Origin of the sequence: Haloarchaeobius iranensis, from assembly GCF_900103505.1 — an archaeon.
Classification (GTDB): Archaea; Halobacteriota; Halobacteria; order Halobacteriales; family Natrialbaceae; genus Haloarchaeobius; species Haloarchaeobius iranensis.
Genome location: NZ_FNIA01000009.1, coordinates 1 through 22771, shown reverse-complemented (window position 1 = coordinate 22771; position 22771 = coordinate 1). Strand labels below are relative to the sequence as shown.

Annotated in this window: 25 protein-coding genes; 11 read left to right on the top strand and 14 right to left on the bottom strand. The window is 68.8% G+C overall.

Going from position 1 to position 22771, the window contains the following annotated elements; all coding sequences use genetic code 11:
* The first annotated feature begins 118 nt into the window (after nucleotides 1-118).
* Genes BLT27_RS09435 through BLT27_RS09425 form a run of 3 tightly spaced genes read left to right on the top strand, consistent with a single transcriptional unit; the run spans nucleotide 119 to nucleotide 1779 of the window.
* Nucleotides 119-1000 (top strand): homoserine kinase, encoded by an 882-nt coding sequence (locus BLT27_RS09435; protein WP_089733206.1) that lies wholly within the window; start codon nucleotides 119-121, stop codon nucleotides 998-1000.
* Between the two features lie 40 nt (nucleotides 1001-1040).
* Nucleotides 1041-1352 (top strand): hypothetical protein, encoded by a 312-nt coding sequence (locus tag BLT27_RS09430; protein WP_089733204.1) that lies wholly within the window; start codon nucleotides 1041-1043, stop codon nucleotides 1350-1352.
* A gap of 4 nt (nucleotides 1353-1356) precedes the next feature.
* Entirely contained in the window at nucleotides 1357-1779 is a 423-nt protein-coding gene (locus tag BLT27_RS09425) for a hypothetical protein (protein ID WP_089733203.1), read from the top strand.
* A 9-nt stretch (nucleotides 1780-1788) separates the two neighbouring features.
* Here BLT27_RS09425 and pdxS read toward each other — a convergent pair whose 3' ends face one another.
* Entirely contained in the window at nucleotides 1789-2697 is a 909-nt protein-coding gene (gene pdxS / locus BLT27_RS09420) for a pyridoxal 5'-phosphate synthase lyase subunit PdxS (RefSeq protein WP_089733201.1), read from the bottom strand.
* Nucleotides 2698-3189: 492 nt separating this feature from the next.
* On the opposite strand from pdxS, the gene BLT27_RS09415 reads away from it, so the two are divergent.
* Entirely contained in the window at nucleotides 3190-3915 is a 726-nt protein-coding gene (locus BLT27_RS09415; protein ID WP_089733200.1) for a DUF1405 domain-containing protein, read from the top strand.
* A 190-nt stretch (nucleotides 3916-4105) separates the two neighbouring features.
* Here BLT27_RS09415 and BLT27_RS09410 read toward each other — a convergent pair whose 3' ends face one another.
* A complete protein-coding gene (locus tag BLT27_RS09410; RefSeq protein WP_175526426.1) occupies nucleotides 4106-4534 on the bottom strand; it encodes a hypothetical protein in 429 nt (142 codons plus the stop codon).
* Nucleotides 4535-4690: 156 nt separating this feature from the next.
* Here BLT27_RS09410 and BLT27_RS09405 point away from each other — a divergent pair, with 156 nt between their 5' ends.
* Complete coding sequence (locus BLT27_RS09405; protein WP_217639119.1) at nucleotides 4691-5932, top strand: MFS transporter; 1242 nt, start codon at nucleotides 4691-4693, stop codon at nucleotides 5930-5932.
* A gap of 7 nt (nucleotides 5933-5939) precedes the next feature.
* Here the strand turns inward: BLT27_RS09405 and BLT27_RS09400 are convergent, their stop codons facing one another.
* The 5 genes from BLT27_RS09400 to BLT27_RS09380 form a co-directional block, all read right to left on the bottom strand.
* Nucleotides 5940-8564 (bottom strand): valine--tRNA ligase, encoded by a 2625-nt coding sequence (locus BLT27_RS09400; RefSeq protein WP_089733199.1) that lies wholly within the window; start codon nucleotides 8562-8564, stop codon nucleotides 5940-5942.
* Between the two features lie 238 nt (nucleotides 8565-8802).
* Nucleotides 8803-9162: a hypothetical protein gene (locus BLT27_RS09395; protein ID WP_089733197.1), complete on the bottom strand. Its 360-nt coding sequence runs from the start codon at nucleotides 9160-9162 to the stop codon at nucleotides 8803-8805.
* 76 nt (nucleotides 9163-9238) lie between these two features.
* Nucleotides 9239-10141: an HFX_2341 family transcriptional regulator gene (locus tag BLT27_RS09390; protein WP_089733195.1), complete on the bottom strand. Its 903-nt coding sequence runs from the start codon at nucleotides 10139-10141 to the stop codon at nucleotides 9239-9241.
* A 64-nt stretch (nucleotides 10142-10205) separates the two neighbouring features.
* Nucleotides 10206-10412, bottom strand: a complete 207-nt coding sequence (locus tag BLT27_RS09385) for an HVO_0649 family zinc finger protein (protein ID WP_089733194.1) — start codon at nucleotides 10410-10412, stop codon at nucleotides 10206-10208.
* 43 nt (nucleotides 10413-10455) lie between these two features.
* Complete coding sequence (locus BLT27_RS09380; protein ID WP_089733192.1) at nucleotides 10456-11418, bottom strand: phytoene/squalene synthase family protein; 963 nt, start codon at nucleotides 11416-11418, stop codon at nucleotides 10456-10458.
* A gap of 221 nt (nucleotides 11419-11639) precedes the next feature.
* Between BLT27_RS09380 and BLT27_RS09375 the strand changes: the two genes are divergently transcribed.
* Nucleotides 11640-12374, top strand: coding sequence for a PHP-associated domain-containing protein (locus tag BLT27_RS09375; protein WP_089733488.1), 735 nt, complete (start codon nucleotides 11640-11642; stop codon nucleotides 12372-12374).
* Between the two features lie 11 nt (nucleotides 12375-12385).
* On the opposite strand, the gene BLT27_RS09370 is transcribed toward BLT27_RS09375, so the two are convergent.
* Complete coding sequence (locus BLT27_RS09370; RefSeq protein WP_089733190.1) at nucleotides 12386-12886, bottom strand: metal-dependent hydrolase; 501 nt, start codon at nucleotides 12884-12886, stop codon at nucleotides 12386-12388.
* On the bottom strand, nucleotides 12883-13377 hold the full coding sequence (locus tag BLT27_RS09365; protein ID WP_089733486.1) for a CinA family protein: 495 nt from the start codon (nucleotides 13375-13377) through the stop codon (nucleotides 12883-12885). Before BLT27_RS09365 ends, BLT27_RS09370 begins: the two co-directional genes overlap by 4 nt.
* A 107-nt stretch (nucleotides 13378-13484) precedes the next feature.
* Here BLT27_RS09365 and BLT27_RS09360 point away from each other — a divergent pair, with 107 nt between their 5' ends.
* A complete protein-coding gene (locus BLT27_RS09360) occupies nucleotides 13485-14195 on the top strand; it encodes a hypothetical protein (protein WP_089733187.1) in 711 nt (236 codons plus the stop codon).
* On the opposite strand, the gene BLT27_RS09355 is transcribed toward BLT27_RS09360, so the two are convergent.
* Both BLT27_RS09355 and BLT27_RS09350 read right to left on the bottom strand, forming a co-directional pair.
* Nucleotides 14192-15091 carry a PhzF family phenazine biosynthesis protein gene (locus BLT27_RS09355; RefSeq protein WP_089733185.1) on the bottom strand — a complete coding sequence of 300 codons (900 nt, stop codon included), beginning with the start codon at nucleotides 15089-15091 and terminating at the stop codon, nucleotides 14192-14194. The genes BLT27_RS09360 and BLT27_RS09355 overlap by 4 nt on opposite strands.
* A gap of 138 nt (nucleotides 15092-15229) precedes the next feature.
* Nucleotides 15230-15670 carry a GNAT family N-acetyltransferase gene (locus BLT27_RS09350; protein ID WP_089733184.1) on the bottom strand — a complete coding sequence of 147 codons (441 nt, stop codon included), beginning with the start codon at nucleotides 15668-15670 and terminating at the stop codon, nucleotides 15230-15232.
* A gap of 76 nt (nucleotides 15671-15746) precedes the next feature.
* Here BLT27_RS09350 and thiC point away from each other — a divergent pair, with 76 nt between their 5' ends.
* Nucleotides 15747-17162, top strand: coding sequence for a phosphomethylpyrimidine synthase ThiC (gene thiC / locus BLT27_RS09345; RefSeq protein ID WP_089733181.1), 1416 nt, complete (start codon nucleotides 15747-15749; stop codon nucleotides 17160-17162).
* A gap of 66 nt (nucleotides 17163-17228) precedes the next feature.
* A complete protein-coding gene (locus BLT27_RS09340; protein WP_089733179.1) occupies nucleotides 17229-18650 on the top strand; it encodes an alpha/beta fold hydrolase in 1422 nt (473 codons plus the stop codon).
* A 72-nt stretch (nucleotides 18651-18722) separates the two neighbouring features.
* Here the strand turns inward: BLT27_RS09340 and guaA are convergent, their stop codons facing one another.
* Nucleotides 18723-19640, bottom strand: coding sequence for a glutamine-hydrolyzing GMP synthase (gene guaA, locus BLT27_RS09335; RefSeq protein WP_089733175.1), 918 nt, complete (start codon nucleotides 19638-19640; stop codon nucleotides 18723-18725).
* The gene (locus BLT27_RS09330) at nucleotides 19640-21325 is read right to left on the bottom strand and encodes a CTP synthase (RefSeq protein ID WP_089733173.1); all 1686 of its coding nucleotides are present in this window, start codon (nucleotides 21323-21325) and stop codon (nucleotides 19640-19642) included. The genes guaA and BLT27_RS09330 overlap by 1 nt, the downstream gene beginning before the upstream one ends.
* A gap of 125 nt (nucleotides 21326-21450) precedes the next feature.
* Between BLT27_RS09330 and BLT27_RS09325 the strand changes: the two genes are divergently transcribed.
* Nucleotides 21451-21957 (top strand): GNAT family N-acetyltransferase, encoded by a 507-nt coding sequence (locus BLT27_RS09325; protein WP_089733171.1) that lies wholly within the window; start codon nucleotides 21451-21453, stop codon nucleotides 21955-21957.
* 6 nt (nucleotides 21958-21963) lie between these two features.
* Nucleotides 21964-22578, top strand: coding sequence for a hypothetical protein (locus BLT27_RS19090; RefSeq protein ID WP_139172288.1), 615 nt, complete (start codon nucleotides 21964-21966; stop codon nucleotides 22576-22578).
* On the opposite strand, the gene BLT27_RS09320 is transcribed toward BLT27_RS19090, so the two are convergent.
* A partial coding sequence (locus BLT27_RS09320; RefSeq protein WP_139172287.1) for a transposase occupies nucleotides 22469-22771 on the bottom strand: 303 nt, incomplete at its 5' end. The genes BLT27_RS19090 and BLT27_RS09320 overlap by 110 nt on opposite strands.

Genomic DNA, 22771 nt, shown 5'->3' with positions numbered 1-22771 from the left:
TTTCGGGACGGTGAGGACGGCTGCCGCAGCCGCCGAACCGTGCGCCCGGGCGATGCGCTCGCACGCAATCTCGGCCCCGTCCGCTAGGTTTTTGCCCGCACTGTGGAAAGGGGAGTTCATGCTCACCGTCCGCGCACCGGCCACGAGCGCCAACCTCGGCAGCGGCTTCGACGTCTTCGGGCTGGCGCTGTCGGCACCGGCGGACGTGGTCCGCGTCGAGAAGGCCGCCGAGACCACCATCGAGGTAACAGGCGCGGGCAGCCAGTACATCCCGACGGACCCGGCGAAGAACACCGCCGGCGTGGTCGCACGGGAGCTCGACGCCCCGGCGCGCATCGAGATCGACAAGGGCGTCCGCCCGGCGTCGGGCCTCGGTTCGTCGGCGGCCAGCGCGGCGGGTGCGGCGGTCGCGCTGAACGCGCTCTACGACCGCGGCTGCTCAGACGAGGAGCTGGTCCGCGCGGCGGCCGAGGGCGAGGCGGTCGTCTCCGGCGCGGCCCACGCGGACAACGTCGCGCCGTCCATCGTCGGCGGCTTCACCATCGCGCGAGCGGACGGCGTCACGTCGGTCGACGCCGAACTCCCGCTGGTGGTCTGCCTGCCTGACATCGTGGTCTCGACGCGGGACGCCCGCGAGGTCGTGCCCGGGACGGTGTCGATGGAGGAGATGGTCGAGACGGTCGGGAGCGCGGCGACGCTCACGACCGGGATGCACCGGAACGACCCCGAGCTGGTCGGACGCGGGCTGCAGGAGTCGGTGGTAACGCCCGCCCGCGCAGCGCTCGTGACGGGCTACGACGAGGCGAAGCGGGCCGCGCTCGACGCGGGCGCGACCGGTGTGACAATCAGCGGTGCCGGCCCCGGCGTCCTCGCGGTCTGCCGCCGACCCGAGGACCGGCGTCGTGTCGCCGCGGCGATGCTCTCTGGCTTCGACGAGGCGGACATCGACGCGCGGGCGTACCAGACCGCCGTCGGTGGTGGCGCGGAGCTGTTCCGCTGAGTCCGGATGTTTATATTGCCAAGGCGCGTCATGGTATAGTGTGGCAACCAGCCGTCCGCAGCGGCCGTTCGCCGACGAGCCGGGCACCGCAGAGTGGTACGGCCGACTCGCACAGGGACTCGGCGGGGCGCTCGCGGCGGTCGCGTTCGGCGTCGCCGCGCTGAGCGGGGCGGCCATCGCACTGGAGACCGCGACGGTCGGGGCGGCGCTCTCGCGGCTGGTAGCCGTCGCTGCCGCGGACCCGGCCACGCTCCCGCCGGTCGCGGTCGTCTACCACTACGCGCTCGTCGGTGTCGTCGCGGGCGGCTGGGTCCTCGGACTGGGTTTTATCCTGACCGGGTTCTTCGAGTGAACCGATGACGGAGAAGGGGGCGGTCGAGGAACAGTCCAGTCGGGAGCGCCTGGCCGACGATGCAGTCCTCGCAGCGGTCGCGCTCGCCATCGTCGTCGGCATCGGCTTCGCCGCCGAGGTCGACGTCCACACGCCGACGCTGCTCGCGGCGGCCGGCGGCATCGTGGTGCTCGAACTCCTCCTGTCGACGAAGCCGAGCCGGGTTCGCGCGGTCTGGGAGCGCAGCTACGTCAGACCGCTCGCCGTCACCGCCGCGGTGCTCGTCGCCGTCGCCGGTGCGTTCGTCGCGCCGCCGCTCGTGTTCGCGCTGCTCTGGGGCGGGCTCGGCGGCTACCTCCTGCTGGCCGGCACGATACTGCTCCTCAGCGGGCCACCGTTCGGCAGGCTGCTCGCGCGGTTCCGGGCGAACGGGAACGACGAGAAGTGAGGCCCGACCTCAGACGCCGCGGCCCTGCATCTTCTCCTCCTCGGGCAGGTCGACGTTGGCGTCGCCCTTCATGCTCTTGCCCAGGTTGGAGGCGATGTCGGCGAGCGTCTCCGGGTCGTCCCAGTTGTTCACCGCCTGCACGATGGCCGTGCCCATCTCGCGGGGGTTCTCCGCGCCGAAGATGCCCGAGCCGACGAAGATGCCGTCGCACTCGTGGTGCATCATCAGCGCCGCGTCCGCGGGCGTCGCGATGCCGCCCGCGGCGAAGTTGACGACCGGGAGCCGGCCCATCTCGGCGGTCTCGTGGACGAGGTCCTTCGGTGCCTCGTGCTCGCGGGCCCACTTCTCGCGCTCCTCCCAGTTCATGCCCTCCAGCTGTCGGATGGCACCCTTGATGGTGCGCTGGTGGTGGACGGCCTGGTTCACGTCGCCCGTCCCGGCCTCGCCCTTCGTCCGAATCATCGCCGCGCCTTCGTCGATGCGGCGCAGCGCCTCGCCGAGGTTCCGGGCACCGCAGACGAAGGGCGCGGTGAACTCGCGCTTGTCGATGTGGTAGGCGTCGTCGGCGGGCGTGAGCACCTCCGACTCGTCGATCATGTCCACGCCGACGGCCTGCAGTATCTCGGCCTCTTTCCGGTGACCGATGCGTGACTTGCCCATCACCGGGATGGAGACGCTGTCGACGATGTCGGCCACGTCCGCCGGGTCGGCCATCCGCGCGACGCCGCCGCGCTTTCTGATGTCCGCCGGGACCGCCTCCAGCGCCATGACCGCCACCGCGCCGCACTCCTCGGCGATCTTCGCCTGCTCCTCGTTCACGACGTCCATGATGACGCCGCCCTTCTGCATCCGGGCGAACCCGCGCTTGACGAGCTCGGTCCCGCGCTTGAGCTCCTCTAAATCAGTCTCCTCGGTCATGTGCCGGGTTTAGGTTCGGGCCCACTTAACCGGTGTCTTTCCGGGAACGGAACGAGTTGGAGATTTCTGCAACGAATCGGGATTCCACAGTCCACGTGGCACGCGGCTGGCGAGACGGCGCGAGCGGTGCGCGGTTCGGAGCGAGCGCAGCGAGTGCGAACCGCGACTGCGAACGGGGAGCGAAGCGACCCGTGAGCGCAGTGAGCGTGTCGAGCCATTCCGCGCGAGGGATGAGCGAACCGGAGCGCGAGGGAGACGCGACCGTCAGGGAGCGTCTCCACGCGGAACGGCGAGCGAAGCGAGCCGTGGAGCAGCAGAGGCGAGCGAATCGGCTGGGGAGGTCTGAGGAGCCGTACGGTCGCGATGGGCGGGACTGAAAGGGGCTTTCCGGCTGTCCGAGTCAACGAGTCCATTCCCCGAGACAGGAACAACAACACGGAACACGAACGGGAACCGTCACGGCTATCAGCGGACCGGTCGACACAGCGAACGATGCAGTGGCCATTCGCCGACCCGCCCGAACGCGAGGACCTGCCGCGGTACCTCGCGCCCGTCCCCGAGAGAATCGAGGACCTCGGGCTCACGTTCGCGTGGCTGGTCGTCCTCACGAACGTCCTGGGCACCGCCTTCGGCTTCTACTACTACGGCCTCGACCCGCTCGCGCCGGGCTTCGTCGCCGAGTCCAGCCAGTTCGCCATCGAGCCGCTGGTCGCGTGGCCGGTCGTCCCGGACAGCCCCGTCGCGACGCTGTTCATCGCGCTCGCCTTCGCGGCGTGGCTGCTCGGCCGGCCGAACGAGTACCTCTCGGCGCTCGCCTTCTTCGGCTGTCTCAAACTCGGCGCGTGGACGCCCTTCGTCCTGCTGGCGTTCAAGTCCGACTTCAACGTCCACTGGGCGATGTACAACTTCCTGTTCTGGAGCCACCTCGCGATGGTGCTCCAGGGCTTCGTCCTGCACCGTATCTCGGACTTCCCGGTGCGCGCGGTCGCCGTCGCACTCCTGTGGTACGGCTTCAACGACGTGGTCGACTACTTCGTCCCGCTCGTCGGGACGCCCCACCACACGTTCGTCCCCGCGGAGGAACTCGTCGACGGCGCCGTGGTCCACACGCCCGGCCCGCACCGCGTCGCCGCCGCCGGGGCGGTCGCGCTGACGCTGCTCGCGACGTTCCTCGCGCTGTCGACGCGGGTGAAGAAGCTGGAGGGGCGGCTGGAGTGACACGCAGGCGTTGCACCGGCTCCGGTGCGGAGCTTCTTGCCCCCTGATTGCATCAGTACCAGTGCGATAGCCGACGCGGAACCGGACCCAGCGACCTGCGTGAACTGCGGCGACTGGCCCTCCAGACCGACGACACGGAAGCCGTCGTCGACGACGCCCGCCGGCGAGTGCGTCACCCCCGAGTGACCGCTCAGACCACGCCCGCGCCGAGGAAGCCACCGAGCACCAGCCCGTAGACGAGGTGGAAGAACCCGAACTGCATCGCCGTCGCGCGGTCGGGGTCCACCCCGAGGACGCCCTTCATCCACACCACCGCGCCGACGATGGTGAGCCCGACGGCGTAGGCGAGAGCGAGGGCGACGGCCGTCGCGAGCGACACCTCTCCCACGACCAGCGGGAGCGCCAGCGCGAACGCCGCGCCGGCACCGACACCGTACAGCAGGTGCAGGACCATGCCCTGTGGCACGTACGCCTCGGGCCCCGCGCTGCCGACGAACTTCGCCCACAGCGCCGCCGTCGGCGGCGGGGAGTCGTCCCCCAGCGTCAGCATGAACACGGTCATGAGTATCGTCGCGACGAGACCACCGGCGAGCCCGGACAGGAGCGTTACGGTTACCATCTGTAATCTACCTACTACTCGTAACTGGCGCCCCCCTATTAACCGCGACGCGACTGTGGGAGCGCGACGCACGAGAGCGAAAGGCCGGAAGCGGGGTCCTCGGCCGCCTGACGGGACCGCAACACAGTTGTGGGTGACCGCGGTACGTCGGCCCGGATGACTGGGACGGGAACGGCAGAGCGGCGCTGGCTCCCGCGCAGCAACGTCGGGAAGTACTACCTCTACAAGGCGACGAAGGCGGTCGAGTTCTACCGTCCCATCATGTACCTGTTCTTCCTCCAGCAGGGGCTCGATTTCACGCAGATCGCCACGCTGGAGGCCATCTACAACCTGACGACCGTCTTCGGCGAGGTACCGACGGGCTACGTCGGCGACCGGGTCGGCCGCCGGAACAGCCTGCTCGTCGGCACCGTCCTCATCGCGGTGACCCTGGTCGGCATCGGGCTCGCGGGCTCGTTCCTCGCGCTCGCCGCCCTCTACGTCTGCTGGTCGATGGGCTACAACTTCCGGTCGGGCAGCGAGGACGCCTGGCTCTACGACACGCTCACCGACGACCTCGCCGAGGACCAGTTCGCACACGTCCGGGGGCGCGGCGAGTCCGTCTCGCTGGCCGTCGGCGCGGGCGCGGCCGTCACTGGCGGTGCGCTCGGGGGCGTCGACCTCTCGTACCCGTGGTTCGTCGCCGCCGCCGTGACGGCCGTCGGCGTGCTCGTCCTGCTGACCGTCGAGGAGTCCGAGACCTACGAGGAGAGCACGGCCGACGCGATGGGCATCCGAGAGAGCCTCGGCCTGGTCCGGACGATGCTCGCGAAGCGCTCCATCCGCGCGCTCGTCGTCTACTACTACGTGCTGTACGCCGCCGTCACGTACCTCGTGTTCGTCTACCTCCAGCCCGTCTTCGAGACGGTCGTCGTCGACCTCGGCGTCGCCCCCGCGCAGGTCGAACCGCTCCTCGGCGTGTTCTACGCGGCGTACAGCCTCGTCGGCGCGGGGCTGAGCTACTACACCGGGAGCATCGAGGACCGGGTCGGCCTGCGGACGTGGTTCCTCGTGCTCCCGTTCGCCGTCGGCGGCGCGCTCGTCGGCATGTACGTCCTCCCGGTCCTCGCGCTCCCGACGTTCCTGTTCGCCCGCGGGCTCGCCGACGTGACCCGCTCGCTCGCCGGACAGTACGTCAACGACCGCATCGACACCGTCGGCCGCGCGACGACGCTCAGCGCGCTGGCGATGGTGAGCGGCCTGACCGTCGTCCCGTTCCAGCTCGGCAGCGGCGTGCTCTCGGACGCGACGACGCCGCTGGCCGCGCTCGCCGCGTCGGGCGTGGTGCTCGTCGTCGGCTCCGCGCTCGTCCTGCTCTGGGAGGTGCCGGTGACGAACGAGACAGCGGTCGACGGCTGATGCGCCGTCAGTTGACGATGACGATGGCGTCGTCGGCCGAAAGCATCTCGCCCTCGCCGGAGTAGGTGCGCTCCTCGCGGACCTCGAACTCGTCCGCTTCGAGGGTCTCGCCTGCCAGCGCGAGCGTGTCGCCGTCGAGCTCGTACTCGCCGGCCTCGATGGCGGCGTCGAACTCGCCGACCGTCCCGCCGTACTTCGGGCCGAGGGTCGAGTAGTCGAGGCTGATGTCGGCTATCTCGGTCGTGATCTCCGGGGGCTCGTCGAGCAGTTCGAACTCCGCGACGTGCATGACGCCCGCGATGGCGTCGGTGAAGCCGTCGACGTCACCGTAGACGGCGACGTGGTCGAGCGGCTCGTTCAGCGGCAGCTGGTTCTCGGACTTGTAGCGCCGGAGCGCGCCGATGACGGCCATCGCGGCCTCGCCACCGGCGAGGTCGGCCTCGTAGCCGCGTGGCTCGGGCCACGACCGCAGGTGGAGGCTGTCCGCCGCCGCGGTGTGGCCGTACATGTCCTGCCACAGTTCCTCCGTGATGTGGGGCACCAGCGGTGCGAACAGGTGCAAGAACGTCTCGTGTACCGTCCGGAGCGCGTACCGCGTCGACGCGCTGTCCTCGTCGTCGAGCCGCTGTTTCGCGATCTCGAGGTAGTCGTCACAGAACGTGTTCCAGAAGAACGACCGCAGCCGGTCGCGAGCCTTCGAGAACTCGTACGCCTCGAAGTGCGTGGTGAGCTCGGCGACGAGTGCGTCCATCTCAGCGAGCAGCCACTCGTCGAGGTCGTCGAACGAGTCGGGCTCGTCGACGGGCTCGGGGGCGAGGTGCTCCACGAGCTTCGAGGCGTTCCAGAGCTTGCGCAGGAGCTTCTCGCCCGCGACGATGTCCTTGTCCTTGAACGGGAAGTCGTCGCCGACCGTCGACGACGCCGCCCAGTACCGGATGGCGTCGATGGGGTAGTCGTCGACGACGGCCGACGGCTCGACGACGTTGCCCCGCGACTTCGACATCTTCTCCCGGTTCTCGTCGAGGACCCAGCCGTTGATCATGACCGCGTCGAACGGCACCTCGCCCGTGTGCTCGTAGCACTTGACGACTGTGTGGAACAGCCAGAAGCTGATGATGTCGTGGCCCTGCGGGCGCAGGTCGAACGGGTACAGCTCCGGCTCGTCCATCGTGAAGCCGTTCTCTTCATCCCAGTCCCAGCCGGCGTTGACCAGCGGGGTCAGGCTGGAGGTGGCCCACGTGTCGAAGACGTCGTCCTCGGGCTCGAACTCGTCGTGGCCGCAGTCGGGACACGAATCGACCGGCGGCTCGTCGCCGAGCGGGTCGACCGGCAGGTCGGCCTTGTCGGCGACGACCTCCTGGCCGCAGTCCGTGCAGTACCAGACCGGGAACGGGATGCCGGAGTCGCGCTGGCGCGAGATGAGCCAGTCCCACTCCAGCCCCTCGATCCAGTGCTCGTACCGCGTGTGCATCTTCTCGGGGTACCAGTCCATCTGCTCGCCGGCTTCCAGGTACTCGTCCTTGTGGTCGAGGATCTCGACGTACCACTGCTTGGAGACGCGGAACTCGACGTCGGTCTCGCAGCGCTCGTGGACCTGGACAGTGTGTGTCAGCTCCTCGCGCCCCTCGAGGTAGCCCGCGTCGTCGAGGTCCTCGACGATGGCCTCGCGGGCCTCGTGCGTGCTCAGTCCCTCGTACTCGCCCGCGAGGTCGGTCATCGTCGCGGACTCGTCGATGGCGACGCGCAACGGGAGGTCGTGGGCCTGGTACCACTCGATGTCCTTCTGGTCGCCGAACGTACAGCACATGACGACGCCGGTACCCTTCTCCAGGTCGACGCGGTCGTCCTCGATGATGGGGACCTCGTGCCCGAAGAGAGGTATCTCGGCGGTCTGGCCGACGAGCTCGGCGTTCTCGTCGTCGTCCGGGTGGACGAAGACGCTGACACAGGCGGGCAGGAGTTCGGGGCGAGTCGTCCCGATGACGAAGCTCTCGCGGCCCGACTCCGTCGGCTCGGTCAGGTCGAACCGGATGTCGTTGAAGTGGGTGTGGCGCTCGGCGTCCTCCTGCTCGACCTGCGAGATGGCCGTCTCGCACTCGGGACACCAGATGGCCGGGGCCTTCTTCCGGTACTCGCGGCCCTGCTCGTAGAGATCGATGAACGAGAGCTGGGAGACGCGCTGGACCCGCGGCTCGATGGTCTTGTACGTGCGAGACCAGTCGATGCTCATCCCGAGGTCCTGCATCTTCTCGGTGAACTCGGCCTCGTACTCCGCACAGACCTCGCGGCACTTCTGCTGGAACTCGCGGCGCTCGAAATCCTGGTGGCGGATGTCCAGCTCGCTCTCGGTGAGTCGCTCCGAGGCGATGCCGTTGTCGTCGTAGCCGAACGGGAACATCACCGAGCCGTCGTTCATCCGGTGGAACCGCGCCGCGAAGTCCTGCAACGTGTGGCCGTACAGGTGGCCCATGTGCAGGCTGCCCGACACGGTCGGCGGCGGCGTGTCGATGCTGTACACCGTGTTCGGGTCCAGTTCCTCGTCCTCGGGGTCGTACGCGTACGTCTCCTCGTCGACCCATCGGTCCTGCCACTTCTCCTCGGTCGCCTGTGGGTTGTAGTCTCCGTCTGGCATGTCGTACTCGTTGTGCTGTCAGTGGTCCAATCGCCGTTTAATACAATCGATGCAGTTCGACGGTGCCGCCGCTCCTCGCGTGCGACTTCGAGAGAACGACGCACACCGCTGTCGGGCCCTACGTACGTACTACGGCGACAGGGGCGTGCTCCATACCCGAACGAGGTTCGCGAGCGGATAAAAAGCCAGCGGTGGCGTGTCCGACGGCCACGTACCGCAGCATCGGGCCGCCAACACCCTACTCTGCCGTCTCGCGCCTGGCTTCGAGCGCCAGCTTCAGCGCGGCGCCCGCGTGTTCGACCGCGGCGGTCGCGTGTTCGGCTGCCGTCTCCATTCCCTCCTCGCCGTCCGCGCCGGCCGCCTCGGGCTCCGACTCGGCCGCCTCGACCGCTACCTCGACGGCAGTGTCGGTCTCGGGTTCGCCGGCGTCCGCCGCGGCTTCCTCCGGCTCCTCAGCCTCCCCCGCGAGTTCCTCCGGCTCGACTGCCGCGTCCGGGTCCGCGTCGCCGTCCGAGCGCAGTTTGCGAATCGTCCGCAGCGTCAGGAGTCCGACCGCGATTCCTCCGGCGGCCATGATACCTCTCTTGAGCTTGCTCATGATGGTTGTAAGTTGGGTATCGACGCGTATATAGTTTGAGCGGGGGTTCCGTGCCGTCTGCGTCTGGACGGGGCGACTACGTCCCCCGGTCGGAGTGTGCGCGGACCCACAGCTCCCCGATGCGCGACAGCCTGGTCCGGTAGGACTTCCCGACCTCCTCCTGCTCGATGTACCCCTTCCCACCCGGACCGAGTCTATCCACGTTGTAGATGACCTTCGAGCGGAAGGAGTCGGTGTACTCCTCGTTGAGCTCGCGCGAGAGCGCCTCCGCCAGCTCCGAGACGGAGTCGAACTCGCCGTGCTCGCCCAGCTCGAACAGGATGACCTCCTCGAACGGTTTGACGTTGGAGAACGACGCGACCGGCAGCTCGATGACGTGGCTGCCGCCGATCTCCTTCGCGCCGATGGTGGTGCCGCGCTCGTCGAACTCCTTGAGCAGCCCGTCGGCGGCGTCGAGTCGGGCGACGACGCGCTCCCGGAGGTCGTCGTCGAGGCCGGCGTCGGCGAGGTCACCCAGGAGGTCCTGCTGCTTGCGCAGCTCCTCGGCGAGCTCGGTCTCCAGGTACTTCTCGGGGGCGGTGTAGTAGGTGTGGATGGACTCGCGGTCCTCCTCGCGCTCGACCATCAGGGAGTGGGCGGCGGTCGCGAACGCGAAGGAGACGGTGCGGGGCATCGCGGCGATGTTCACCCAGACCTCGTTGCCCCGGTCGAGCTCCTCGACGATGAGGTCGTACGCCTGCTCGAACGCGGCGTCGTAGTCGTAGACGTCGGCGACGACCATGCGCTCGGTCTCCGCGCCCAGCAGGTTCTGGAAGTCCGTCTCGAGCTTCTGGGACAGGTTCTGCGAGTACTCGACGTTGGCCTCGCTCCCCACCGCGCCCTCCAGGAGGATGACCCGGTCCACGTCGAACTGGTCGCGGACCAGGGGCGCGATGAGCCGGTCGTAGTCGAAGCCGACCGGGACGATGTGGGTCTGCATGCACGTGCGTTCGCCCGACGTGCTCAAAAGGGTTGTACTCCCGTCCTGCACGGAGCGGGGCCCGCTACGACCGTAGCTTCAGCGTCCGCTTCCGAATCGACCCACAGCTCGGACAGATGTGGCGGTAGAGTACGGTATCCCCGTTCGTCTCTGCCTTCCAGCCGCCCTCGTCGTCCTCGTAGCCGCAGCTCGGACACCGGAGGTCCACGTCGTCGTAGTGCGATGTAAGCCGGTCGAGCGGGGTCGAGCCACTCCCACGCTTGTGTGCCATACGATAGCACACGCCGTGGCGAGCTATAAATCCTGCCTCCAGTTCACCGCGTCGGCAGCCAGCGCATCCAGCCCCGCCCGTGCTCGTGGTGCGTGGCCTCGCCGGCGGGCACCGCGCTCACGCGGTGGAACACCGCCTCGGGGTCCTTGTTCCAGAGCCAGTGCCAGCGGGTCTTCGCGACGAGGAGGAGCTTCCGGGCGGTCGAGAGGTCGGGTTCGTGGGTGATGGTGTCGAAGTCGACCGCTCGGATCTCGCGGTGGTGTTCGGCGTACAGCACGGCCGCGAGCAGCACGGCGAACTGGCAGTCCTCGGGCAGGAACCGGATGCCAGCGACGCCCTCCCGGTACAGCTCCTCGGTACGGTGCAGTTCCTCCTCGGCGGCGGCGCAGAACTCCTCGCTCGTCTCGAGCCGGATGACCTGGTCGCGGTCGACGCCGTGGCGTTCGAGCGTCTCGATGGGCAGGTAGACGCGGTCGCGGTCGACGACGTCCTCGCGGACGTCACGGATGAAGTTGGTCAGCTGGAACGCCTCGCCGAGCTTGATGGCGTGGGGCAGCGCCTGCTCGTACTCGTCGTCGTCCAGGTCCATGATGTCGGTCATCATGACGCCGACGGCGGCGGCGGAGCCACGCATGTACTCCTCGAGGTCCTCGTAGGTCTCGTACCGGTCGGTGTCGATGTCGCTCTCCATCGCGTCGAGGAACTCGACGACCCACTCGTCGTCGATGTCGTGCTCCTCACAGAGGTCGACGAAGGCGGCGAGGACCGGCTCGTCGGTCGGCTGTTCGCCGAGCGCCTCCGCACGCAGGTCGGCGAGCTGTTCGGCCTGCTCGTCGGGGTCGGGACCGTCGGGGTCGTCCACGATCTCGTCGGCGATACGGAAGAACCCGTACAGCACGTACGTCGCGTGTCTGATGCGTTTCGGGAGGAGCCGCGTCGCTAGATGGAACGTTCGCCCCGTCTGCTGCTGGATCGTCTTGCCTGCCTTGACCTGGTCCTTCTTCATAGTAGTGTCCGGTGTGTGAGGGCTGCGAGGGCTACTCGTATCAGAGTACACGCTCCATATAAAAATAGGTGCCGTGCAAAACCAGTTGGGCACTCCCGACATCCCGGGCCACTGCCGGGGATTCCGACCGCCCAGCGACCCCGCATCGTGAAAGCGCAACGGATAAATTCGGCGTGGGGAAACGTGGCGGTGTGAGCGACAGCGAGGGCTTCCGCGTCGACATGCACGTGAAGGTGCTCGACGAGACGGTCGTCGAGCGCGCGAAGGCGGCCGGGCTGGACGCGCTCGTGTACGCACCGCACTTCGTCAGGCTGCCGGAGATACGCGAGCGAGCCGCTGCCTTCAGCGACGACGAGCTGCTGGTGATCCCGGGACGGGAGCTGTTCACGGGGAGCTGGCACGCCCGCAAGCACCTGCTCGCGGTCGGCCTCGACGAGCCGGTCCCCGACTTCATCACGCTGGAGGGCGCGATGAGCGAGCTCCAGCGACAGGACGCGGTCGTCCTCGCGCCGCACCCCGGCTTCCTGAACGTCAGCCTGACCGGTGCCGACCTGGCGGCCTACGGCGACCGCATCCACGGCGTCGAGGCGTACAACCCGAAGCTCCTCGCCCGTGCCGGGCGGCGGGCGCGCCGCATCGTCGAGGAGGGCCGCTGGCCGCCGTTCGGCTCGTCGTACGCGCACCTGCGGTCGAGCGTCGGCGAGGTGTGGACCCGCTTCGAGCGCCGGGTCGAGCGGCCCGAGGACCTCGTCGACGCGCTCCGTGAAGGCGTCCCGCGGACCGTCGGCCGGCGGACGGGCGTCCGCCACCAGCTCCGCTGTCTCGCGGAGTTCGCACATCTCGGCTACGAGAACTCGTGGTCGAAGATCGACCGGCTGTTCCTCCAGGGGACCGAGCCGACCCATCCGCGACACATCGCCTACGAGGGCCGGTTCGACGACGTCGCAGTCTACTGATTCGCGCCGGTCTACACGCCCAGGGCCTGGATGCCCTGCTGGATGCTACCGCCGAGTTCGAGCGTGTCCCACGGCGTGTAGAACACGATGGCGGCGACGACGACCAGTTCGAAGCCGGTGATGACGACCGTCATCAGGTCGGCGTGCTTGCTCTTGACCGCGACGCCGACCGGCAGCCCGAACTCCTGCGGGTAGGGGTAGAACAGCGCGATGCCCCGTTTGCTCCCCATGACGTCGAGCACGTAGTGGGTGAGGACGCCGATCCAGACGAACTCGAGGTTTCCGAACACGTAGGGGAACGCGACGAACAGGCCGAGGACGGGCAGGTTGTGCAGCGTCTTCCGGTGTTTGCCGAACTCGGTGTCGACGTCGGGGAACAGCGCGCCGAGGGTCACGGGGAGGCCGACCTCCAGAATCGTGACGAACGTCGCCTCGGTGCCGGACGGTTCGAGGATGTAGCCGAGACCGATAGAGAGCAGCACGCCGTTCATCACGTGTCCCTTCTTGTTCATCGGGTCACCTCGGTGAGCAGGTCCGCGAGCGCCCGGTCGACCGTCTGCTCGCGCACCGCGTCGCGGTCGCCGTCGAACTCGTAGCGCTCGACGGTCGCGTACGAGGAGCCGCTCCCCCACGGCCCCGCGTAGGCGACGCCGACGTACACCGTCCCGACCGGCGTCTCCTCTGTGCCGCCGGCCGGGCCGGCGATGCCCGTCGTCGCGACGCCCCAGGTCACGTCCGCGGTGTCGCGCGCGCCACGTGCCATCTGCCGGGCGACGGGCTCGGAGACCGCACCGTGTTCGTCGAGTGCCTCGCGGTCGACGCCGAGCAGCTGCTCCTTCGCACCGTAGGCGTAGGTCGCGAGCCCCCGGTCGAAGTAGTCCGACGCGCCGGGGACCCCCGTGATTCGCGCCCCGAGCAGCCCGCCCGTACACGACTCCGCCACCGCGAGTGTCTCCTCGCGCTCGCGGAGCTCGTCACCGAGTCGGTCGGCCTGTGTCGTCATGTCCGGACCCACGCGGTCGACTGTTTTGAATCGTGGGGATAACCGACGGCCCGCTTCCGGGTCGAACAGCCGTAGGCGTTATGGTCCGTCGTCGTGACCCTTCGGCCATGGATACCAAGCAGACGTTCAAACTGGTCGGCTACTACCGACTGCTCTCGTGGCTGTCGTTCGGGGTCGGGATGGCGATTGTGGGCCTCGGTGTCTATCTTGGCCTCGGCGAGACCATCTCCATCCTGCGCGTCAACTTCCCGGCGGAGTTCGACGCCGCCGTCGCGGCCGCGAATCCCGTCATCACCGTCGCGCTGTCGGTGGTCGGTATCGTCGTCTGGCAGGTCGGCAAGTCCGTCGCCCTGACGCGGACGATGGCCCGTGCCATCGCCGCCGAGGACGACGGGGGCGACGACGAGCAGCTCAAGAGCGAGGTGCTCGACGTGGTGAACGACCAGCTCTCCAGCGTCGAGAATGACCTGCGAACGGACATCAGGGACCTCGAGCGCGAGGTGGAGTCGGGCGGCGACACCGCCTCGGCCGGCACGAGCGTCTCCACTGGCAGCGGGTCGACCACCACCCGGTCGAGCGGCGGGAGTTCCCGCTCGTCGGGTGGGAGCCAGCGTTCCTCGAGCAGCTCCGGCGGTGAACGCACCAGCCGGTCGGGGCGCTCGCAGTCCGGCGGCAGTGGCTCGTCCCGCTCGTCCCAGTCCGACGACGACGACGACGACGGCCGTAGCGAACGGGCGACCGACGCCGTCGCCGGCGACAGGGAGACGCGGTCCCGGCGGAAGCAGCAGTCAGAGGACGACGACGACCCGCTGCCCTAGGCTTCGAGTATCTCGTCCTCGTCCGCCTCGGGGACGACCAGCGACCCGTCGAGGGCGGTGACGCTCCGACCGCCCACGCGCAACGGCGCGGTGCGGGCGCGCACCTGTCCCGGGCGGTCGACGAAGTGGCCCTGTTCTATCACGACCTCGTCCGGGAACTCGTCGGCGAACGCGCCGTAGTGGTCCAGATACGCCGTCACCGCGCCGGCACCGGTGCCACAGACCGGGTCCTCCGGGATGCCTGCGCCGGGCGCGAACATCCGCGCATGGAGCTGTGACTCGGCGCCGACGGCGTCGAACGTGAACGCGTACAGCCCCGTCGCGTCGACCGCCTCGGTCAGCGACTCGACCGCGCCGAGGTCCGGGTCGACGTTGCCCAGGTGCTCGAGGAAGTTCACCGGGACCACGAGGTAGCGCACGCCCGCCTCGGCGATGGCCAGCGGGAGGTCCGCTCCGACGTCCTGCAGCGTCGCGGCGTCGATGCCGAGCGCGTCCGCCACCCGCTCGTAGGACAGGTCGACCTCCACGACGGTCGGCGTGTCCTGGTCCAGCCACACCGTCCCGTCGTCCTCGACGGTCACGTCGAGCACGCCCACGTTCGTCTCGACGGTGTACGTCCCCGGGTCGACGACGCCGTCCTCGGAGAGATGGCCGAACGTCGCCACGGTCGCGTGCCCACAGAGGTCGACCTCGGTCGTCGGCGTGAAGTACCGCAGCCTGAAGTCGGCGCTGCCGCTCGGGTGGACGAACGCCGTCTCGGAGACCGCCAGCTCCGCCGCGACAGCCTGCATCCGGTCCGGCTCCAGCCCGTCCGCGTCCGGGACGACCCCCGCCGGGTTGCCCGAGAGCGGCTCGTCGGTGAACGCGTCGACCTGCAACGCGCGATAGGTGTCCATGGCCGCGACGAGGGCCGGGGGCGGTATGAAACTGGCGTCCACCCGTCGTGGGGGCCGGCGATTCGCCGGGCCTGCCGCCGGCCCGCTCACAGCCCCGGACCCGGCCGGGAGTTTACACTATCAGTGAACTCGCCGCTGTCACTCCTCGCCGATGCGGATGAACATCCCTTGCGAATCGGGGGCCGTGTACTCGAAGCCCCAGCGTTCGTAGAACCCCTCGACGTCCGCCATGAGGTTCACGTAGGCCGATTCGGGCGCGGTCTCGCGGAGGTGTGTAACGAGCGCGTCGGTTATCTCGGTGCCGAGGCCTCGCCCCTGATGGTCGGGGTGGACCACGATGTCGGTGAGCTGGAAGACCGTGCCACCGTCGCCGACGACGCGCCCCATCCCGACGACAGGCTCGGCGTCGTCCGTCGCCGCGACGACCCGCACCGCGTAGTAGCTGTTCGGCACTCCCTCGCGGGCCGCCTCGATGGTCCGGTGGCTCATCCCGGCCGTGTCGCGGAGTTCGACGAACCGTTCGGGGGAGGGTGGGCCCTCGCGGAGGTCGTACGTCGGGGACTCGTCTGCGTCGGCCATACTGGCCGTCCGCCCGGTCGGGCGAAAACGCTGTCGGACCATAGAGTTATAACCTAGTAGTATTACCTAGTAGTCGATGACGCAGATACGGAAAGCGCGGAACGGAGTCGTCACACCGGCGATGCAGCGCGTGGCCGAGCGAGAGGGCGTCGAGTCGGAGTTCGTCCGCCAGCAGGTCGCGGCGGGGCAGGCCGTGATTCCGGCGAACGTCCACCACGACTCGCTCGACCCGATGATCATCGGCCGGGAGTTCTCGACGAAGGTCAACGCGAACATCGGCAACAGCGACACCACGAGCAGCATCGAGGAAGAGCGGCGAAAGCTCCACGTCGCGGTGAGCCACGGCGCGGACACGGTGATGGACCTCTCGACCGGCGAGGACCTCGACCGCATCCGCGAGGACAACGTCGAGCGCTCGCCGGTGCCCATCGGGACCGTCCCGCTGTACGGGGCGCTGAAGCAGGCGGGCTCGCCCGAGGACATCACGCCCGAGATACTGCTCTCGGTCATCGAGAAGCAGGCCGAGCAGGGTGTCGACTACATGACCATCCACGCCGGCATCCTGATGGAGCACCTCCCGCTGACCGACGGGCGCGTGACGGGCATCGTCTCCCGTGGCGGCTCCATCCTGGCGTCGTGGATGGAAGCCAACGGCGAACAGAACCCCCTCTTCACGCACTTCGAGGAGATCTGCGAGATATTCGCCGAGCACGACGTGACGTTCAGCCTGGGGGACAGCCTCCGACCGGGCTCGGTCGCCGACGCCTGCGACGAGGCGCAGTACGCCGAGCTCGACACTCTCGGGGAGCTGACCAGGGTCGCCTGGGACCACGACGTCCAGGTGATGGTGGAGGGACCAGGTCACGTGCCGATGCACAAGGTGGCCGAGAACGTCGAGCGCCAGCAGGAGGTCTGCGACGGCGCACCCTTCTACGTGCTCGGCCCGCTCGTCACCGACATCGCGCCGGGCTACGACCACATCACGAGCGCCATCGGGGCGGCGATGGCCGCGGAGGCGGGGGCCGCGATGCTCTGCTACGTCACCCCGAAGGAGCACCTCGGACTGCCCGAGGAGAAGGACGTGAAGGACGGACTGGCGGCGTACCGCATCGCCGCCCACTCGGCCGACATCGCGAACGACCGCCCCGGCGCGCGCGATTGGGACGACGCGCTCTCGTCGGCCCGCTACGAGTTCGACTGGCGGGAGCAGTTCGACCTCGCGCTCGACCCCGAGCGCGCCCGGGAGTTCCACGACCAGAGCCTGCCGGGTGACAACTACAAGGACGCCCGGTTCTGCTCGATGTGCGGCGCGGAGTTCTGCTCGATGCGCATCGACCAGGACGCCCGCGACGGCAGCGAGCGCGAGCGCAACGTCGAGATTCCGGACCTCGACGAGAGCAGGGCCGCCGAGGTGAACCGCCCGCCAGTGGGCACGCACGACGCGAGCGCCGCGGCCGACCGTATCGTCGAGCGCGCGACCGGCGACGACTAACTGTCAGGTTTCTTCTCGAAGATCGCTTCGCCACAGCCTTTTGTTCTCTCCGGGGAAGATGGAAGTATGGATACGCCCACCCGCCGTCGCCTCCTGGCCGCGCTGTCGGCCACGGCGGCGACCGCCCTCTCCGGCTGTTCGAGCGACGACGGTGCCGCCACCGAGACACCGACCCCGACGGCGACGCCGACCGCGACGAGGACACCCACGGCGACCGAGGAGCAGACCACGCGCGAGGAGACGACCGCCGAGGGGACCGTCGACCCGGCCGCGCTCCGGACCGAGGCGCGCGAGCTGACCGTCGCGCTCGCCGACGGCGAGTTCGAGCGCGTCTCGAACGCCTTCACCGACGAGGCCGCCGAGGTACTCACCCCCGAGCGCCTCGAAGGAGCCTGGCAGCAGGCCACCGGCGACCGTGGCACGTTCCGGGCCGTCGCGAACGTCACCCACACCGCGAACGACGACGGGAGCCACGTCGTCGTGGTCGAAGCCACGTTCGAGGGCGGCGTCCTGAACTTCCGCTGGGGCTTCGACGCCAGCGGCGAGCCGAACAGCCTGTTCATCCAGCCGCCACAGGGTGAGTACAGCTCGCCGGACTACGTCGACGAGTCGGCGTTCGACGAGACCGAGCTCACCCTCCCCTCCCCGGCCTGCGACCTCGGCGCGACGCTCTCGCTGCCGACCGGCGACGAGCCGGTGCCGGGCGTAGTCCTCGTCCACGGCAGCGGCCCGAACGACCGCGACGTGACCGTCGGCCCGAACAAGATCTTCCGCGACCTCGCCCACGGCCTCGCCACGCGGGGGTACGCAGTCCTCCGATACGACAAGCGCACCTACGCCTGCGACGTGAGCGCCACCGACGACGTGACCATCGACGACGTGACCGTCGACGACGCCGTCACCGCCGTCGAACGGCTCCGCGAGGAGGAGCGCGTCTCCGCGGTCCACGTCGCCGGCCACAGCCAGGGCGGCCTCGCCGCGCCGCGCATCGCCCGGCGGTCCGGCGCCGACGGGATGGCGCTCCTGGCAGCCCCCGCCGGGAAGCTCTGGGAGCTGCTCCCGATGCAGAACCGGCACATCTTCGGGCTCGACGGCGAGATAAGCGACGCCGAGCAGCGCCGCATCGACGACATCGCGGCCCAGGTCGAGCGCATCTCGAACGGGGAGTTCTCCGAGGACGAGGACGTCCTCGGCTACGACGGGAGCTTCTGGGCCAGCCTCCGCGCGTACGACCAGACCGCCGTCGCCGCCGACCTCGACATCCCCGCCATCGTCCAGCAGGGCGAGCGCGACTTCCAAGTGCCGCCCTCGGATATCGAGGACTGGGAGACCGCCATCGGCGACCGCGGCACCTACCACAGCTACCCGTCGCTCGACCACCTGCTGTTCGCCGGCTCCGGCCCGTCCAGCCTCGCGAAGTACTACGAACCGAACAACGTCGCCGCCGAGGTCGTCACCGACCTCGACGCCTGGCTGGCCGCGCAGTGACCGGTCGGGCGCGACTGGGCGCTGTGACAGCCGACGGCGAAAACGAGGAGACGTCGAACAGCCGCGAGCGGGTTACTCGTACTCGATGGTCGCCGGCGGCTTGTGGGTCACGTCGTAGACGACCCGGGAGACGTTGTCGTGGCCGGCGGTGATGCGGGACTGGATGCGCTGGAGCGTGTCCCAGTCGACCTCCTGCGCACGGGCGGTCATGCCGTCGCGGGACTCGACCGAGCGGACGGCGACGACCCAGCCGTGGACGCGGTTGTCGCCCTTGACGCCGGTGGCCTTGCCGAGGACGGCCGCGAGCGCCTGCCAGGGCTCGTGCTCCGCCAGCTCCTCCTCGACGACGTGGTTGGCCATGCGGGCGACGTCGAGCTTCTCCTCGGTGACCTCGCCGATGATGCGGACGGCGAGCCCGGGGCCGGGGAACGGCATCCGTTCGGAGACGAGCTCGTCCAGGTCGAGCGCGCGGGCGACCTCGCGGACCTCGTCCTTGTAGAGGTCGCGCATCGGCTCGACGATGCCCTCGAAGTCGACGACCTCGGGGAGCCCGCCGACGTTGTGGTGGGACTTTATGGTGCCCTCGCTCTCGATGCGGTCCGGGTAGATGGTGCCCTGCACGAGGTAATCCGCGTCCACGTCCCTCGCGACCGTCTCGAACTCGCGGATGAACTGCTCGCCGATGACGTGGCGCTTCTCCTCGGGGTCGGTCACGCCCTCGAGTTCGTCGAGGAACCGCTCGCGTGCGTCGACGATGCGGAGCGAGTCCATGTAGTCGAACGTCTCGCGGATCTCCTCGGTCTCGCCCTTGCGCATAAGCCCGGTGTCGACGTACACCGGGGTGAGCTGGTCGCCGATGGCCTCGTAGGCGAGCGCGGCGGCGGTCGAGGAGTCGACCCCGCCGGAGAGCGCGATGACGGCGTTGGCGTCGCCGACCGCCTCGGCGATTTCGGTGACCTTCTCGTCGATGAACTCGTCGACGTCCACCATCAGGCGGTCACCTCCTCACCGTCGACACCGTTGTCCGCACCCTCGACTCCGGCGCGGTCCATCACGGCCTCGAGCAGGCCGACGAACGGCGGCGACGCCCGGCCGGGCCGGGAGCGGAACTCGGGGTGGAACTGCGTGCCGAGGAAGTACGGGTGGTCCTCGTACTCCAGTATCTCCATGCGGTTGCCCGCGCGACCGGAGAAGACGAGCGGCGTCTCGGCGAAGTCCTCGAAGTACTCGGGGTTGACCTCGTAGCGGTGCCGGTGGCGTTCCGTGCAGGCCGACGCGTCGTACACCTCCTCGGCGAGCGTGCCGGGGGTGATGTCGGTCTGGTGTGCGCCGAGCCGCATCGTCCCGCCCATGTCCGAGACCTCGTACTGCTCGGGCAGGATGTCGATGACGGGGTTCGTCGTCTCCGGGTCCATCTCGGCGCTGTGGGCGTCCTCGTAGCCGAGCACGTCGCGGGCGACCTCGACGACGGCCATCTGGAAGCCGAGACAGAGCCCGAGGAACGGCACGTCGTGCTCGCGGGCGTACTGGATGGCGTGAATCTTCCCCTCCGTACCACGGGAGCCGAAGCCGCCGGGGACGACGATGCCGTCGGCGGACTCCAGCCGTTCGCGGTGGGTGCCGTCGGTGTCGTCGTTGACCATCTCGTCGGAGTCGACCCAGACGACGTTCACGTCGACGCCCTTCGCGAGGCCGGCGTGTTTCAGCGACTCGTTGACGCTCATGTACGCGTCCTCGAGGTCGTACTTGCCGACGAGGGCGACGTCGACCTTGCCCTCGCGCTCGCGGGTGACGAGCTCCCGCCAGGTGTTCTCGCGCTTCGCTTCGGGCAGCGCCTTCGCGTCGAGGTTGAGTCGGTCCATCACGTAGGCGTCGAGGCCCTCCTCCTCGACGACCAGCGGGACGTGGTAGATGTCCTCGACGTCCGGGTTCGAGAACACCGCATCGGTCGGCACGTCACAGAACAGCGCGATCTTCTTCTTCGTCTCCGGGTCCAGTCGTTCGCTGCAGCGACCGACCAGCACGTCGGGCTGGAGGCCGATGCTGCGCAGCTCCTTGACCGAGTGCTGGGTCGGCTTGGTCTTCTGCTCGCCGTTCTTCGAGTACGGCACCAGCGTGACGTGGGTCAGGAGGAAGTCCTCCTCGTCCTCCTCGTGGGCGAACTGGCGCAGCGCCTCCAGATAGGGCATCCCCTCGATGTCGCCGACGGTGCCCCCGACCTCGACGATGCAGACGTCGGTGCCCTCGGCGGCCTCGCGCACCCGTCGCTTGATGTCGTCGGTGACGTGCGGGATGATCTGCACCGTCTTGCCGAGGTAGTCGCCCGCGCGCTCCTTCTCGATGACGTGCTTGTACGTCTTGCCCGTCGTGACGTTGTGGTCGAACGTCATGTCCTCGTCGAGGAACCGCTCGTAGTTCCCCAGGTCGAGGTCGACCTCGCCGCCGTCTTTCAGGACGTACACCTCACCGTGCTGGTAGGGGTTCATCGTCCCGGCGTCGACGTTCAGATACGGGTCGATCTTGACCGCGGTCACGTCGAACCCCGCGTTCTTCAGTAGTCTGCCTGTGCTCGCGGCCGTGATACCCTTGCCCAGCCCGGACATCACGCCGCCCGTCACGAAGATGAATTTGTTCCCGAGTGTGGGGTCGTACCCCGTTTCGGAATCGGTCGGCATACCGATGGTGCGCGGGGGCGGATGAAAACGATTTCGGAGGGCGGCCACGCGTGCGAACGGCTGTCGTCTGGGCGGCGTGCCACCCCGCCCCAAACCTTTCCCGTCCCCCATCGAATCGACGACGCATGCATGACTCGCTCTCCGTGCGCGGGGCCGGGGGCGACGACGCCCGCGCCGTCCAGCGCGTCGCCGACGCCGCCTGTCACGCCGTCTACGACGACATCCTCGGGCCAGGGGTCGTCGACGACATCATCGTGAACTGGTACGACCCGGACCGGCTCGTCGCGGACGACATCGAGCCCGATGCTCGGCCGTTCCTCGTCGCCGCGGTCGACGACGCGGTCGTCGGCTTCGTCGAGGGGGTCCCGGACGACGACGAGGCGGACGTGGCCCACCTCTACCGCATCTACGTCCACCCCGACTACTGGGGCGACGGCGTCGGTCGCGCGTTGCTGGACCGGCTGGAAGCGGTGTTCCGTGACCGTGGCTTCGACCGCCTGCGGGTCTCCGTGTTCGCCGAGAACGACGTCGGGGTCCGGTTCTACGAGTCGGTCGGCTTCGGCGACCGACGGACCGCCACCGACGAGCAGTTCGATACCGAACGGTACGAGTACGAGAAGTCCCCCGGCTGAGAGTCCATGTCGCCCCGCGACTATCTCACGCCCACAGTTCTCCGGCAGGGGTCCCCTGCGTCCCTCGCCCGGTCGGTCCGTCCCGCCATCGCTGAGCGGTTCCGACGGCTCGCGCTCGCCCGCCAGCCGGTGCCGCTCGCGACGCAGTTCGAGTGGTACACGCGGCTCTGGGGCATCCACAACCGCCTCCGGTACGGCGTGCCGACCGAGCCGTGGGCGACCATCGCGGTCGACCCGACCGTGGTCACCCACTACGTCGACGACGTGGAGCTCCCCTGGGGGCTCGGCCGGGTGCAGGGCGGCGACTGGGACCGGCCCGCGAACCGCCACGCGGTCGGCGACCTTCCGCGGTACCGCGGGCTCGTCCAGCGCTTCGAGAAGGGGCTCGTCTGGGAGGACACCGACTACTACGACCATCTCGCCGCGCGATTCGCCGACCACGACGGTCCGCTCCCGCACGGCCACGACGACTTCGACTCGGCTTCATTGAATCCGCAGAGGGCGACGGGATTCACTGTTTCACGGCTTGTTCGACGTTGTAGACTGCGGCGGCGAGCACAATTTCACGAAACTGGCGATACCACGCTCGCGCTCGGACGGCGGAGCCGTACGAGCGCTTAATCACCGAATTCACGGTCTCACACACCGACCGCTGGTTGTAGAGGTCATCGTCGATCCGGGCGTTGTGCGCGTGGTCGTACGGTGCGAAGACGCGATGCTTGATCAGCGGTCGAACGCCTTCTGCGCGAAGCTCCTCGCGGAAACCCATATCGTCGTAGCCCTTGTCGGCGGCGAGGCTCCGCAGGTCGCCTGC

Excerpts from the sequence above, each read along its gene's own strand:
- BLT27_RS09435 (WP_089733206.1), top strand. The coding sequence starts at position 119 with ATGCTCACCGTCCGCGCACCGGCCACGAGCGCCAACCTCGGCAGCGGC.
- BLT27_RS09425 (WP_089733203.1), top strand. The coding sequence starts at position 1,357 with ATGACGGAGAAGGGGGCGGTCGAGGAACAGTCCAGTCGGGAGCGCCTG.
- pdxS (WP_089733201.1), bottom strand. The coding sequence starts at position 2,697 with ATGACCGAGGAGACTGATTTAGAGGAGCTCAAGCGCGGGACCGAGCTC.
- BLT27_RS09415 (WP_089733200.1), top strand. The coding sequence starts at position 3,190 with ATGCAGTGGCCATTCGCCGACCCGCCCGAACGCGAGGACCTGCCGCGG.
- BLT27_RS09410 (WP_175526426.1), bottom strand. The coding sequence starts at position 4,534 with ATGGTAACCGTAACGCTCCTGTCCGGGCTCGCCGGTGGTCTCGTCGCG.
- BLT27_RS09405 (WP_217639119.1), top strand. The coding sequence starts at position 4,691 with ATGACTGGGACGGGAACGGCAGAGCGGCGCTGGCTCCCGCGCAGCAAC.
- BLT27_RS09400 (WP_089733199.1), bottom strand. The coding sequence starts at position 8,564 with ATGCCAGACGGAGACTACAACCCACAGGCGACCGAGGAGAAGTGGCAG.
- BLT27_RS09395 (WP_089733197.1), bottom strand. The coding sequence starts at position 9,162 with ATGAGCAAGCTCAAGAGAGGTATCATGGCCGCCGGAGGAATCGCGGTC.
- BLT27_RS09390 (WP_089733195.1), bottom strand. The coding sequence starts at position 10,141 with ATGCAGACCCACATCGTCCCGGTCGGCTTCGACTACGACCGGCTCATC.
- BLT27_RS09385 (WP_089733194.1), bottom strand. The coding sequence starts at position 10,412 with ATGGCACACAAGCGTGGGAGTGGCTCGACCCCGCTCGACCGGCTTACA.
- BLT27_RS09380 (WP_089733192.1), bottom strand. The coding sequence starts at position 11,418 with ATGAAGAAGGACCAGGTCAAGGCAGGCAAGACGATCCAGCAGCAGACG.
- BLT27_RS09375 (WP_089733488.1), top strand. The coding sequence starts at position 11,640 with ATGCACGTGAAGGTGCTCGACGAGACGGTCGTCGAGCGCGCGAAGGCG.
- BLT27_RS09370 (WP_089733190.1), bottom strand. The coding sequence starts at position 12,886 with ATGAACAAGAAGGGACACGTGATGAACGGCGTGCTGCTCTCTATCGGT.
- BLT27_RS09365 (WP_089733486.1), bottom strand. The coding sequence starts at position 13,377 with ATGACGACACAGGCCGACCGACTCGGTGACGAGCTCCGCGAGCGCGAG.
- BLT27_RS09360 (WP_089733187.1), top strand. The coding sequence starts at position 13,485 with ATGGATACCAAGCAGACGTTCAAACTGGTCGGCTACTACCGACTGCTC.
- BLT27_RS09355 (WP_089733185.1), bottom strand. The coding sequence starts at position 15,091 with ATGGACACCTATCGCGCGTTGCAGGTCGACGCGTTCACCGACGAGCCG.
- BLT27_RS09350 (WP_089733184.1), bottom strand. The coding sequence starts at position 15,670 with ATGGCCGACGCAGACGAGTCCCCGACGTACGACCTCCGCGAGGGCCCA.
- thiC (WP_089733181.1), top strand. The coding sequence starts at position 15,747 with ATGACGCAGATACGGAAAGCGCGGAACGGAGTCGTCACACCGGCGATG.
- BLT27_RS09340 (WP_089733179.1), top strand. The coding sequence starts at position 17,229 with ATGGATACGCCCACCCGCCGTCGCCTCCTGGCCGCGCTGTCGGCCACG.
- guaA (WP_089733175.1), bottom strand. The coding sequence starts at position 19,640 with ATGGTGGACGTCGACGAGTTCATCGACGAGAAGGTCACCGAAATCGCC.
- BLT27_RS09330 (WP_089733173.1), bottom strand. The coding sequence starts at position 21,325 with ATGCCGACCGATTCCGAAACGGGGTACGACCCCACACTCGGGAACAAA.
- BLT27_RS09325 (WP_089733171.1), top strand. The coding sequence starts at position 21,451 with ATGCATGACTCGCTCTCCGTGCGCGGGGCCGGGGGCGACGACGCCCGC.
- BLT27_RS19090 (WP_139172288.1), top strand. The coding sequence starts at position 21,964 with ATGTCGCCCCGCGACTATCTCACGCCCACAGTTCTCCGGCAGGGGTCC.